This window comes from Pseudonocardia xishanensis (assembly GCF_039541715.1).
In the GTDB taxonomy this organism is placed as follows: Bacteria; Actinomycetota; Actinomycetes; order Mycobacteriales; family Pseudonocardiaceae; genus Pseudonocardia; species Pseudonocardia xishanensis.
Genome location: NZ_BAABGT010000083.1, coordinates 20621 through 33320 on the forward strand (window position 1 = coordinate 20621; position 12700 = coordinate 33320).

Below are 12700 nucleotides of genomic sequence, written 5' to 3' on the forward strand. Positions count from 1 at the left end.
TTCTTCTGTGCACTCACCAGCGCCAACGGCGTTGACATGAGCGTCAACGCTGTGGTTGAGTGAAGCCGCTGCTCGAAGGAGGAGGGCACGGATGAGCGTCGATGAAGACGGCTTCGCGCCGTACGGGAAGCGGGGGACATGCAGAGCTCGATCGCTGGCGGTTCCCCCGGATGGATCGCGATGCGTCAGCCGAGGCCTCGCCGAGAGATGACGCCGTTCGTCGTCCGTGGGCCGCAGCAGAGAACTCCACGATGATGACGACGGTCTGGGCGGGGGTGGCCATCGGGTCGGTCTACGCATTGATCGCCCTCAGCTACAACCTCTCCCGCGCGGTCTCGGGAGCGCTCAACTTCGCGGTCGCGCACCTGATGATCCTCTCGGCCCTGCTGGCCTTCACTCTGCTCGGGCTGGGCCTGCCCGTTCTGGTCGTCCTCGTCGTCTGCGCTGTCGCGACGGGCATGCTCGCCATCGTGGAGGAGCGGGTCGCGATCCGTCCGCTGCGCAAGAACGACTCGCACGGCGAACTCGTGACGACGGTCGGCGTCGCCACCGTCCTCACCGGACTGATGCTGCTGCTGTGGGGGCCCGACCTGCGCGCCGTCCGGCTCGGGGCCGGGTTCGACGACCCGTTGTCGTTCCTCGGCGGTCGGATGCTCCCCATCGACGTGGTGCTCGTGGGCGCCGCACTACTCGTCGGCGCGCTGACGGTCATGTGGTCGAAGCACACGGTGTCGGGTCTGCTCAGCCGGGCTCAGACGATGGACTACGAGGCGGCACTGCTGCGAGGCGTCAACGCACGGCGGCTCTCGCTCTGGGGTTTCGCCGTGTCGGGCGCCGTCTGCGGCTTCGTCGGGCCGCTCGTCGCCGCGAAGACCTTCGCCGTGGCGAGTCTCCCGACGTTCCTGGCGGTGATGGGTTTCGTCGCTCTGATCCTGGGCGGGCTCGGCAGCGATCTGGGCGCGGTGCTGGGCGGCGTGCTGCTGGGCCTCGTTCAGGCGTTCGCGTCACGTTATCTCGACCCGCACTACCAGTACATCGTGCCGTTCGTCCTGTTCCTCCTCGTCCTGATGGTCCGCCCCCACGGTGTTCTCGGACGCCGGGAAACGAGGCTGGTGTGATCGGCGCCGTGGCACGGCCCGCCGTCGGCAGGCTTGTCGCAGCCGTCGCAGCGCTGGCGCTGGTCACCGCACCGTGGTGGATCGGCGACGACCACCTGCTCCGCCAGCTCTCGGCAGTCGCGATCCTCGCCCTCGTCGTCAGCGGGCTGAACCTCAGTCTGGGGTTCGGCGGCGAGATGGCCCTCGGCCAGGCGGCCATGTACGCGGCCGGGGCCTACACCGGCGCGTACCTGGCGGCGAACGTGACCGACGACCTGCTCGTGTGTGTGGTCGTCGCGAGCGGGGTCGCCGTGGTGCTCGGGACCATCACCGGGTTACCCGCCCTGCGGATCGGCGGTTGGTCGCTCGCGGTCACGTCCTTCTTCCTGGTGATCCTGATCCCGGACATCGTCGATCTCCTGCGAGAGCAGCTCGGGGGCTACGACGGGATGACCGTCGGCCTCCCGACGATGTTCGGCTCGGAGCTCGACGTCGCAGGCACCTACCTGGTCGTGGCGGTGACGGCGCTGCTGTGGTTCGTCACCTTCCGCAACATCGTCCGTTCGCCATGGGGCGTGTCCCTGCTGAGCATGCGGCGGAGCCCGGTGCTCGCGGCGTCCCTCGGGCTGTCGCCCTTCCGCCTGAAGCTGACCGCCTACCTCCTCGGCGCGCTGCCCGCCGGAGCCGCAGGCGCACTGTCCGCCTCGGTCAACGGTTTCGTGGCACCGAGCGAGTTCGGCCTCGAGCTCGTCGTCGGGCTGCTGGCCGCCTCGATCATCGGCGGGCCCGCCACAGTCGTCGGCGCTGTCGTCGGGGCGTTCCTCCTCGAGTTCGCCCACGAGCAGTCGGCCCGCTTCGAGTCGTGGGCCACCATCGGCTACGGCACCCTGCTCCTGGCCGGGGGTGTACTGCTCACCCGTGGAGGCGGCGGGGTCGTCGGGCTCGTCCGTGCCTGGATCCGTCGGCACGCCGACAGCGGTACGGTGCGACGCTCCGATGCGGCGGCCGCGCGGCAGCACGAGGTACTGGAGCTGAGCGGCAGCACGATCCGCATCGCGGGCATGCGGAAGACCTTCGGCGGGACCACGGCACTCGACGGCGTGGACCTCGAGCTGGCCGCGGGCCGCGTCACGGCGCTGATCGGGCCCAACGGGTCCGGGAAGACGACCGCGCTCAACCTGATCAGCGGGTTGTCCGCGCCGTACGACGGTGACGTCATCTTCGACGGCCGGTCGGTCCGTGGCCAGTCGGCGATGGCGATCGCGCGCAGGGGGGTGGGCCGAACCTTCCAGACTCCCGCCATCCCCAGCATTCTCACGGTGCGTGAGGTGTTGGAGTCGGGTGAGCTGCGACGGTCCCGGCCGCCGCTGGCTGCGACCATCCTGCGCACACCCGGCTATCGTCGTCGCCGCGCGGAGCTGACCGCCGAGGTCGATCGGGTGTCTCGCCTCCTCGGGCTGGACCACCTCCTCCATGCCACGGCCGAGGAGCTCCCGGCGGGGACGAGGCGGCTCGTCGAGCTCGGGCGGGCGTTGCTCGGCCGACCGAGCGTCCTGCTCCTGGACGAGGTGGCCTCCGGGTTGGACGAGGAGGAGCTGGTCGACCTCAAGGACGTGGTGGGCTGGTTGAGTTCCTGCGGTGCCACCACGGTGCTGGTGGAGCACAACTTCGCGTTCGTCAACGAGGTCGCGGACGTCGTGTACGTGCTGGCCGAGGGACGAGTCGTCGCCGGTGGGACGCCGCAGGAGATCTCGAGCCATCCCGAGGTCATCGAGAAGTACCTCGGACGGGGCGCGATGGGGATCGAGCAGGAGGCGGCGCCGTGAGCGCGGTACTGGTCGCCGACGGGGTGAGCACCGGGTACCGGGACCTCACCGTCGTCCGGGACGTCGACCTGTCCCTGCAGCGGGGGACCATCACCACGCTGCTGGGTCGCAACGGCGCGGGGAAGACGACGCTGGCCCGAGGACTGAGTGGCTTGAACACGCTCAGCACCGGATCGGTCGCTCTGCTCGGGGAGGACGTGACGAAGCTGCCCGCGCACCTCTTGCCGAAGCGGGGACTGGCCTTCGTACAGGAGGGGAAGCGGATCTTCCGGGAGCTGTCCGTGGAGGAGAACCTGCGGATCGGGTGTCATCCCGCGGGTCTCACCCGACGCGAGGTGGAGTCGCGGGTCGCCGCCGCCTACGACCGCTTCCCGATCCTGAAGTCCAAGCGGCACCATGCCGCGGGCTCCCTCAGTGGCGGGCAGCAGCAGATGATCGGGATCTCACAGGCGCTGTGCGGCGACCCGAAGGTGCTGATCCTGGACGAGCCTTCCACGGGACTCGCGCCCAGCATCGTGGCCCAGGTGCTCGAGCTCATCCGTGAGCTTCGAGACGAGGGCCTCGCCGTCCTCCTGATCGAACAGTCGGTGGATGCCGCGGTGGACGTGGCCGACCATGTCGTCGTGCTCGACGTGGGCCGGTCCGTGCTCGACGCTCCACCGTCGGATGCGCTGCGGCATGCCATCCGCGACATCTACGTGGGACGCCCGGTCGGCGCAACCGACGGGGCCGGGAAGGAAACGGGGAAGCCCCGATGATCAAGTCGTTCGACGGTCTGCATCTCGGCGCCTACGCCGGGACGGCGGCGGCCCTCTACGGCGACCGTGAGCTGATCTCCGACGGCGAGCACCGGCTCACCTACGTCGAGTTCGACGCGTGGAGCCGCGGGGTCGCTCGATGGTGGCACGACCTCGGGGTGAGACGAGGTGACCCCGTGCTCATGCTGACACCGAACTCCATCGAGATGATGGTCGCGCTCGCGGCCTTGTGGCGGATCGGCGCGGTCCCGGCTCCGGTGGTCACCGGCTACGGCCGACACGAGCTGGGTCAGATCACGCGCGGCGTGCAGCCCCGGGCCGTCGTCACCTCGGTCGGCGGATTCGGGAGCCGTGACACGGTGTCCGAGCTGGACGGCCTCATGGACCGCCACCTGACCAGCCGCCCGCCGGCGGTCCTCACCGACGGGACCCGCGAGGGCTGGCAGGGTATGCCGGGGCGGCCCGGTGGTGAGGTCGAGGTCGATCTGACCCCCGTCGCGTCGCCGGACTCCGACACCGACACCTGCCTGCTCCTCCACACGTCCGGCTCGACCGCCGCTCCCAAGGGCGTCGAGCTGACGAGCCGTGGCATCCACCGGGGCCTGCAGATCTTCGAGGACCGAGGCATCCTGGGTCCCGAGGACGTCGGCATGACGATGAGCCCCCTGAGCCACGTCAGCGGCCTGGTCACGTCGTTCCTGCTGCAGTGGTGTCTCGGCGCCCGGACGACGATCCTGCGACGGTGGGCCGTCGACAATGCCGTCGACCTCATCGCCCGCGAACGCGTCACCTACGTGGGCGGGCCGATGACGTTCCTCACCGATCTCTGCAACCACTACGAGCGGGTCGGGCCCGGCGGGCACCGGATCGTGAAGATGACCAGCGGCGGCGCCGCCACCCCTCCCGCCCTCGTCGAACGCGCCGAGCAGCTGGGGATCTGGGTGGGCAGGGTGTACGGCATGACGGAGACCTCGGGCGTCGTCTCGGCTCCGTACCTGACCTCCTCGCTCGTCGAGCGCTCCACACTCGACGGCCTGCTCGACGAGGAGGCCGAGGTGCGGGTACTCGACGACGACGGCGCGCCGCTCCCGCCGGGGACGGAGGGCGACATCCACGTCAGGGGACCACACGTCGTGCGGGGGTACACCGATCCCGAGGCGACTGCGGCCCAGTTCAGCGACGGCTGGTTCGACACCGGCGACGTCGGGGTCCTGTCCGCCGACGGCTGGCTGAAGATCACCGGCAGGACGAAGGAGATCATCAACCGCGGGGGGGAGAAGTTCGCGACACGAGACATCGAGGACGCCATCGCCTCGCACCCCGACGTGGCGACCGCGGCCGTGGTGGCCGTGTCACACGAGCGGTTCGGCGAGGTGCCGTGCGCGTTCGTCCAGCCTCGGCACGGCGCGGAGCTTGCGCCGGAGGGGCTGGCCGCGTACCTCCTCGACCGGGGACTGGCGAAGGCCAAGATCCCGGGGGAGTTCCTGATCGTCGACGACCTACCGCGATCCGCCACCGGGAAGATCCAGCGCAAGGACCTGCTGGGACTACGGGAGACGCTCCAGCGAGAGCCGGAGGCAGGCCGATGACCGAGGTCCGCGAGCTGTCCGGCCGCAAGGCGCTCGTGACGGGCGCCGCCCAGGGCCTGGGCGCGGCGTTCGCCCGTGCCCTGGCGCGCGCGGGTGCCTCGGTGGCCCTGGTCGACCGCGAGGAACGGGTACGCGACACCGCGGCGGCGATCCGCGCCGTCGTCCACGGCGACGACGTCCATGGCGACGTCCACGCGGGGGTGCACGATCTCACCGACCCTGCCGCCGTCCGCGCCGCCGTCGACGAGGCGGCCGAGGCGCTCGGTGGCTTGGACATCGTGGTGAACAACGCCGCGGTGACGCTCGTGAGCCCGACGATGGGGACCGACTGGGACGACGCCGTCGAGCTGTACGGCTCCGTCTTCGACATCAACACCAGAGCGGTCTTCCTGGTGGGGCGGGCCGCCATGCCGCACCTCGTCCGAGCCGGCGCCGCGGACATCGTCAACATCACCACCGACCACATCCACACGTGCGGCTACCCGGTGGCGGTCGAGCACCCGGACGGCTCCACGTGTCCCTTCGCGGATCGACCCCGCGCACCGCTGGGCAACAAGTACTTCGACCTCTACGACGCGTCGAAGTGGGCCTTGAAGGGCTACACCCAGGTGTGGGCGCGCGCGCTGGGGAGCCACGGCGTCCGCGTCAACTCCTTCGGCATGGGCGCCACGGACACGCCCACCTTCCGGGGTTTCCTCCGCGGGGAACCGCCTGCGTCGACGCTGGACGCGGACGACGTCGCCGCCGTCCTGGTGGACCTGCTGGCCGAAGGTCCGGGCGGGCGGACCGGGGACAGCGTGATGCTCTGGCCGCACCACCCCCTCGGACTGCCGCCCGTCTCGCTGGACGGGTCGCTGGCAGGCCTCGACTCGTGACATCACCCTCCGACACCCGGGACGACCCATGCGGCTGTACCTGAGCGACGACGACGCTGCGTTCGCCGACGAGCTCCGTGACTTCTTCACGACCAGGATCCCGCACTCCATCCGGGAGACCGTGCGCGAGCGCCGGGAGCTCACCAAGGCCCAGCACGTCGAGGCCATGCGGATCATGAACGCGGCGGGCATCGCCGTCCCGAACTGGCCGGTCGAGTGGGGCGGCCGGGACTGGACCCCCCTGCAGCGACACATCTGGTACGAGGAGATGCACCGCGCGGCCGTCCCGGTCCCGCTGATGCTCAACGCCTCCATGATCGGGCCGGTGCTGGCCGAGTTCGGCTCCGCGGAGCTGAAGCGGCGGTTCCTGCCCCCGACCGCGAACCTCGACATCTGGTGGGCGCAGGGGTTCAGCGAGCCGGGGGCCGGGTCGGACCTGGCCTCGCTCGTCACGTCGGCGGTCCACGTCGGTGACGAGTACGTGGTCAACGGCCAGAAGACCTGGACGACCCACGCACAGCACGCCGACTGGATGTTCGCCCTGGTCCGCACGGACCGCGCCGCGAAGAAGCAGGCGGGCATCTCGATGCTCCTGATCGACATGCGGTCCCCGGGCGTGACCGTTCGGCCCATCGCACTGGTGGCAGGCGGCCACGAGGTCAACGAGGTCTTCCTCGACGACGTCCGCGTACCCGAGGCGAACCTGGTCGGTGTGGAGAACCGGGGATGGGCCTATGCGAAGTTCCTGCTGGGCAACGAGCGCGTGGGCGCCGCCCCGGTCGGCATCATGAAGCGCGACCTGTCCGCGCTGCGCGAGTTCGCGGCGGAGGAGGGCCTGCTGCAGCGCCCCGCGGTGCAGTCCAGGCTCGTCGACATCGAGAACACCCTCGTCGCCCTCGAGCTCACCGCCATCCGCGTGACCGCGGCGTCCGACGACGGGGAGCCCCATCCCGCCTCGTCGATCCTGAAGCTGCGCGGCACCGAGATCCAGCAGGAGATCACGGCGTTGTGGATGGATCTCGGCGGCGAGCGGGCGATCGTCCGCGCTGGAGCGGCGCGGTCCGACGTCCCCGCCTGGGTCCGGGGGGCGTCCGAGGTCTACCTGAACTTCCGGAAGACGTCGATCTACGGCGGCTCGAACGAGATCCAACGGCAGATCATCGCCGGCGCGATCCTGGGACTGAGGGCTTGAGCATGGACTTCACCTACGACACAGAACACGACGACCTGCGGTCTGCGGTCCGGGCCCTGTTGCAACGGCGCTACCCGCCGTCGGACGGGGGGCGGATCGTCGAGCAGGCGGAGAAGCCCGACGCCGACGGCTGGGCCGAGCTCGGCCGCATGGGCGCACTGGGCCTGACGATCGACTCCGACCACGGCGGAATGGGCGCGAGCCTCGTCGAGGCGTCGATCGTCGCCGAGGAGATCGGCCGCTGCCTCGCCCCGGAACCCTACGTGGAGTCCCTTGTGCTCGGGGCGCGGCTCATCGCCTCCGCCGGGACGCCCGAGCAGCGACGGACCATGGAGCCTGCTTTGGCCGCAGGCACGCACCGGGTGGTCCTGGCCCACCTGGAGCCCGGAGCCCTCAGCCGTGTCACCGCCGCCCGATGGTCGGGTGCCTGGGAGCTCTCGGGGGTCAAAGAGCCCGTCGTGGGTGGCGCGGAGGCCGATCTGCTGGTCGTGACGGCGGAGGTCGACTGCCGCCTGCTGCTGTTCGTGGTGGAGTCCGGCAGCGACGGGCTGGAGATCGACGGCTATCCGACTCACGACCACCGGCGGGCGGCGCGGGTGTCACTGCGGGGGGCCCCGGCGCACCTGCTCGGCGACGACGGGCACGAGGACCGCCGTGGCCTGGTCGGTGCCGCCCTCGCCGAGGCCAAGCTGTTGTTGTGCCACGAGGCGCTCGGGCTGATGGAGACGGCCGTCGGTCTGACGTCGGAGTACCTTCGTGTGCGCACGCAGTTCGGCAAGCCGCTGATGGCGTTCCAGGCGCTCACGTTCCGGGCCGCCGACATGTACGTCGCGATGGAGATGGCCCGTAGCACGACGATGTGGGCGACGATGGCGGTCGCGGAGGGATCCCCCCTGGGCCTCGAGGCCTGTCACCGCGCGGCGGTGGAGACCGGGCGGGCAGGCCGGTTCGTCGGCGAGCAGGCCGTCCAGCTCCACGGTGGGATCGGCGTCACCGCCGAGCACCCCGTCGGGCACGTCCTGAGCAGGCTGACCGCGATCGACCACACCGCGTTGACCTCGATGGACGCCGTCGAGTGGCTGCGAGAGGCCCCGGCCACCCGGTCTGCTGCGCCGGAGCTGCTGCTCGCGGATCCCCGCCACGGGAGTCGGTCCGCCTGAGCGCACGGCCGAGCGGCAGCGGCCACCCGCCGCTCAGGGCGGTGTGGTGCGAGGCGACCTGGGCCCCGCACGGAGCCGACGGGGCTCCGCAGGGTCCACCCCGGCGCGAGCCGGGGGGTCGGCGGACAGGCCGTCCTCGTCGGACCTGAACTGGAGGAGCCATCAGTGCGATCATGGTGTACGTGAGCGAGATGTTCCTGCGGGTGTCGCGCGGACGCTTCTTCGCCGTGCTCGTGGCCCACCGCCGGATCGACCAGGCCATCGCTCAGGTGGTCGCGCTTCAGTGCCGGGTCCGGTCCCAGACCAGCGTCTGGTGCATCCGGGCGACCAACTTCAGCCCCTCCACCTCAGCGCTGTCCCCGGCGTCCGGGCGGTGGGCCCGACGGCCACTCGACGCTCCCTCGAGTCCGTGGCCGAGGTGGCGCAGTCGTCGGCCGGGGCGATGGACGACGAGCGTCCAGCCGGAGCGGAGGCTCGTCAGGCGCGCCGCGCGGCCGAGGTGTTGACATCAATGTCAACGTGCTGTCTCCTGGTGCCGGGCGCGCTGCCCTTGCGACCCAGACCGTCTGGGAGGCCGTATCGCGACGGATCCGTCCGGTAGTGACCCCTGCGCAGGCGTGCGATTCGCGCAGGCGGGGTCCGCCGTGCGGCTCCGTCCCGACGAGAGGATGTTCGTGTGATCACGGGCGATGACTACCTGAAGTCGTTGGACGACGGGCGGGTGCTGCACATCGACGGTCGTCGCATCGACGACGTCGTCACCGATCCACTCACCCGCGTCCCCGCCGCCTCGGTCGCGGCGGGTTACGACGCCGTGGCCGCAGGTCTTCCCCCGTTCGACCGTCCGCTGCTGGCGCCGCCGACCACTCCGCTGGAGCTTCGGGCCGCCGTCGACGCCCTGACCCATGTCGACATGCTGGCCCACACGACCTTCACCTCGGCGATGAGCCTGCGGACGGTGGCCCCGGCCCTGGACCGGCTGGATCCGGTGTCGGGGGAACGGGCACGGTCTCATGTCGACCGCCTCGCCGACGAGGGCCTGCGCGTCGCCACCTGCATCACGGACGCCAAAGGCGACCGCTCACGACACCCGGGCGAGCAGGGCGACCCGGAGTCGTACCTCGCGGTGGTCGACCGCACGTCCGACGGAGTGGTGCTCCGGGGCGCGAAGCTCCACATCACCGGTGCCGCCCTCGCCCACGAGCTCTTCGTCATGCCGACCAAGAAGATGCGTGCAGGTGAGGAGCGCTTCGCCGTGGCCTGCGCAGTGCCGGTCAACGCGCCGGGAGTCACCATCCTCAACACCAGCTATCAGTTCCGCGGAGCGGACGATCGCAGCCACCCCATCTCGAGCCGACGCCAGATGCCCGAGGGCTTCGTCGTGTTCGACGACGTCTTCGTCCCCTGGGACCGCGTGTTCCTCGACGGCCAGGTCGAGATGTCGGCTCGGTTCGCCCACGCCATCGGCCTCTGGGAGCGGCTGGGCAGTATCGCGGACATGGCACACGACGCCGACCTGATGGTCGGGCTCGCCCAGCTCGCCGCCGAGGCGAACGGCCTCACCCGCGTGGAGCACGTCCGCCAGAAGATCAGCGAGATCGTCATCTACGCGACCCTGGTGCGGTCGGGGCTCGAGGCGGCCATCGCCAACACGGCGTCCACGTCGGACGGGAACCTGGTCCCGGACGAGCTGTTCACCAATGCGGCGAAGTACCACGGTGCGGCCGAGTTCGGTCTCATGGCACGCCACCTGATCGACATCGCAGGCGGTGCCGTGGCCACCGCTCCCGCCATCGCGGACCTCGAGTCACCGGAGACCGGCGCCTACGTCCGCCGATACATGGCGGGCTCGCCCGGGTTCGGTGGTGAGGACCGACTCCGAGTCCTGCACGCGGTCCGGGACTTCGTCGCCGACAGCTACGGGGGATGGCGCGCGGTCACCACCCTGCACGGGGGAGGGGGGCTCCACGCCCAACGCCTGGTCGCCCGCTTCCACTACCCCATGGCGGAGGCCCTCGCCCTGGCTCGAGACGCTGCGGGACTGTCCCCGGCCTGAGCGACGTCGGGCCCGACAGGACAACGGCGGCTGCGAGCGAGTGCTCGCGGCCGCCGTGGTCGTCGGGGGGGGGCCTGTCGTCAGCGCTCGGCGGCGAGCTCGTTGAGGGCGGCGGTGTCGAAGTAGTAGATGTCCGCTCCGTACACCAAGCCGCCTCGGACGCGGTACAGCTCGATGATCGGCATCGAGAGCCGCCGCCCGGTGGCCCGCGAGACGAACACCCCGGTCAGCTCCAGGGTCACGACCTCACCCGCCTCGTGCATCGTGTGCGACTCGACCTCGAAGACCATGGGCGTGTTGATCTCGCGTACCAGGTCGATGAAGCCGTCTGCGCCGTGCCACTCGCCCCGGTACGGGAGGGACTCGGCTTCGCGCCACACGGCGTCGGGCGCGGTGATCGAACGAAGCCCGTCATGGTCGTCCGCCCGGTAGTAGCCGAGGAACCGCTCCAGGGTCTCGCTCGGACTCGGTGTCTTCGTCATCGACTCACTCCCATCGTCGAACCCGTCATGCCTCGCGCATGGTCGCCAGGACGTGCTTCTGCACCTTGCCGGTCGCCGAGACCGGCAAGGACGGTACACAGTGGATCTCAGCGGGCACCTTCGCCGCCGCGAGCCGGCGGCCCCGCAGGAAGACCTGAACCTCCTGCGTGTCCACGGACGTCCCGAGGCGTGTGGTGACGAAGGCGCACGGGACCTCGCCGAGTCGCTCGTGGGCGATCGGGATGACCGCGGCTCCGGTGACGTCGGGGTGCCCGAGCAGGGCCTCCTCGATGTCGCGGGCAGGCAGCTTCTCCCCGCCGCGGTTGATGATGTCCTTGGTCCGTCCGGTGATGCTCAGCCAGCCGCGCTCGTCCACGCAACCGACGTCGCCGGAGTCGAGGTTGCCGTCCACGAAATGCTGCGCGTTGTCCTCGTCCGAGGTGTAGCCGATGGTCAGCTGCGGGCCATTGAGCAGGATCCGGCCGACTGACCCTGGGGGCAGCTCGTGCCCGTCCTCGTCCACGATGCGGACCTGGACCGAGTCCGCGGGGAAACCGTCGAGGTGCGCGCGATCCCAGAGCGTCGCATCCCGGGCGGGCGCCGACGCGAGTCCGGAGGTCTCGGTCATCCCGAAGATCCGGCCGCCCCATATGCCGAGGCGGTCCGCCCTCTTGATGAGCGCGGGAGGAGCTGACGCGCCCCCCGTGGTGAAGGTCGGGAGCCGGTACGCTCCGTCCGGAGCGGACTCGTACTTGTCGAGGATGTCGCTGATGAACGTCATCGAGGCGCCGATGTAGGTCACGCGCTCCGCAGCGATGTGGGCGACCGCCTCGTCGGCGTCCCAGAGTCGCATCACGACGGTGCGTCCGCCCAGCACCAGCGGCGCGAGGAAGGACGTCACCAACCCACCGACATGGCTGAGCGGGGCGACGGTGAGACCGACCGAGTGCTCGTCGAAGAGCCCCCGCTGCTCGAACAGCCGAAGCCCCTGCCACAGTCCCGTGGTCGTGAGCCGCACGCCTTTCGGGGCGGAGGTCGACCCCGAGGTGTAGAGGATCAGGCTCGTGGCATTCGGGTCGTCGGGCGCCGACGGCAGGTCCGGCCCGCTCACCGCCGTCCCGGGGCCGGGCATCCGCGTCCAGCCGGGTTCCTCACCGTCCAGCAGTACCCGCAGCGGATCCTGCTGCGCGCCGCTCACGCACTCGTCCAGCTCCCGGTGCAGCCGTCGCGACCCGATGGGAACCACGGTCGACATGACCACGCGCGGACGCAGGGCGGCCACGATCTGGCGTATCTCGTGGGCGCGGTAGGCCGACACGACGGGGGAGGGGACCGCGCCGATGCGCCAGGCCGCGCACTGCCCCGCGAGGACTTCTGCCGAGTTGCCGGAGAATATGAGGACCGGGTCGCCGGGCTGCACGCCCTGCTGCACGAGCCAGGTCGCCACCGCCTCCACCCACTGATGGAACGCCGTGAACGTCAGGCGTACCCCGCGGTCGGCGACCAGCTCCCGTTCTCCGTAGAGGTGTGCGGCGAGTGAGGTGTAGCGCCCGATGTGCGCGCCCTCGAAGTCGGTGATCGCCATGGGTGTCTCTCCTGGGTCTGTCGTTCACGACGTGGGTCGGTGGCCCGGGTGAGAGCTTGCCCGCCCGGGCCACGCGAGCT

10 protein-coding genes are annotated in these 12700 nt (G+C 70.6%); 8 read left to right on the plus strand and 2 right to left on the minus strand.

All coding sequences use genetic code 11. The annotated features are described in order from the left end of the window. The first annotated feature begins 251 nt into the window (after window positions 1-251). The 8 genes from ABD993_RS26295 to ABD993_RS26330 all read left to right on the plus strand — a co-directional run bounded on the left by ABD993_RS26295 (window position 252) and on the right by ABD993_RS26330 (window position 10553). The gene (locus ABD993_RS26295; protein ID WP_345424025.1) at window positions 252-1118 is read left to right on the plus strand and encodes a branched-chain amino acid ABC transporter permease; all 867 of its coding nucleotides are present in this window, start codon (window positions 252-254) and stop codon (window positions 1116-1118) included. An 8-nt stretch (window positions 1119-1126) separates the two neighbouring features. Then, window positions 1127-2923 carry a branched-chain amino acid ABC transporter ATP-binding protein/permease gene (locus tag ABD993_RS26300; RefSeq protein WP_345424028.1) on the plus strand — a complete coding sequence of 599 codons (1797 nt, stop codon included), beginning with the start codon at window positions 1127-1129 and terminating at the stop codon, window positions 2921-2923. Next, window positions 2920-3681: an ABC transporter ATP-binding protein gene (locus ABD993_RS26305; RefSeq protein ID WP_345424030.1), complete on the plus strand. Its 762-nt coding sequence runs from the start codon at window positions 2920-2922 to the stop codon at window positions 3679-3681. Before ABD993_RS26300 ends, ABD993_RS26305 begins: the two co-directional genes overlap by 4 nt. Further along, on the plus strand, window positions 3678-5270 hold the full coding sequence (locus ABD993_RS26310; RefSeq protein ID WP_345424033.1) for a class I adenylate-forming enzyme family protein: 1593 nt from the start codon (window positions 3678-3680) through the stop codon (window positions 5268-5270). The genes ABD993_RS26305 and ABD993_RS26310 overlap by 4 nt, the downstream gene beginning before the upstream one ends. After that, on the plus strand, window positions 5267-6145 hold the full coding sequence (locus ABD993_RS26315) for an SDR family NAD(P)-dependent oxidoreductase (RefSeq protein WP_345424035.1): 879 nt from the start codon (window positions 5267-5269) through the stop codon (window positions 6143-6145). The genes ABD993_RS26310 and ABD993_RS26315 overlap by 4 nt, the downstream gene beginning before the upstream one ends. Window positions 6146-6173: 28 nt before the next feature. Further along, complete coding sequence (locus tag ABD993_RS26320; protein ID WP_345424038.1) at window positions 6174-7337, plus strand: acyl-CoA dehydrogenase family protein; 1164 nt, start codon at window positions 6174-6176, stop codon at window positions 7335-7337. A 2-nt stretch (window positions 7338-7339) separates the two neighbouring features. Continuing rightward, a complete protein-coding gene (locus ABD993_RS26325; RefSeq protein ID WP_345424041.1) occupies window positions 7340-8497 on the plus strand; it encodes an acyl-CoA dehydrogenase family protein in 1158 nt (385 codons plus the stop codon). 676 nt (window positions 8498-9173) lie between these two features. After that, complete coding sequence (locus tag ABD993_RS26330; RefSeq protein ID WP_345424044.1) at window positions 9174-10553, plus strand: 4-hydroxyphenylacetate 3-hydroxylase N-terminal domain-containing protein; 1380 nt, start codon at window positions 9174-9176, stop codon at window positions 10551-10553. A gap of 80 nt (window positions 10554-10633) precedes the next feature. Here ABD993_RS26330 and ABD993_RS26335 read toward each other — a convergent pair whose 3' ends face one another. Further along, on the minus strand, window positions 10634-11035 hold the full coding sequence (locus tag ABD993_RS26335) for a nuclear transport factor 2 family protein (RefSeq protein ID WP_345424047.1): 402 nt from the start codon (window positions 11033-11035) through the stop codon (window positions 10634-10636). Between the two features lie 25 nt (window positions 11036-11060). Beyond that, entirely contained in the window at window positions 11061-12620 is a 1560-nt protein-coding gene (locus tag ABD993_RS26340; protein ID WP_345424050.1) for a class I adenylate-forming enzyme family protein, read from the minus strand. Window positions 12621-12700 lie beyond the last annotated feature (80 nt).

Coding starts and splice junctions, on each gene's coding strand:
- ABD993_RS26320 (WP_345424038.1), top strand. CDS start 6,174: ATGCGGCTGTACCTGAGCGACGACGACGCTGCGTTCGCCGACGAGCTC.
- ABD993_RS26295 (WP_345424025.1), top strand. CDS start 252: ATGATGACGACGGTCTGGGCGGGGGTGGCCATCGGGTCGGTCTACGCA.
- ABD993_RS26335 (WP_345424047.1), bottom strand. CDS start 11,035: ATGACGAAGACACCGAGTCCGAGCGAGACCCTGGAGCGGTTCCTCGGC.
- ABD993_RS26340 (WP_345424050.1), bottom strand. CDS start 12,620: ATGGCGATCACCGACTTCGAGGGCGCGCACATCGGGCGCTACACCTCA.
- ABD993_RS26325 (WP_345424041.1), top strand. CDS start 7,340: ATGGACTTCACCTACGACACAGAACACGACGACCTGCGGTCTGCGGTC.
- ABD993_RS26310 (WP_345424033.1), top strand. CDS start 3,678: ATGATCAAGTCGTTCGACGGTCTGCATCTCGGCGCCTACGCCGGGACG.
- ABD993_RS26315 (WP_345424035.1), top strand. CDS start 5,267: ATGACCGAGGTCCGCGAGCTGTCCGGCCGCAAGGCGCTCGTGACGGGC.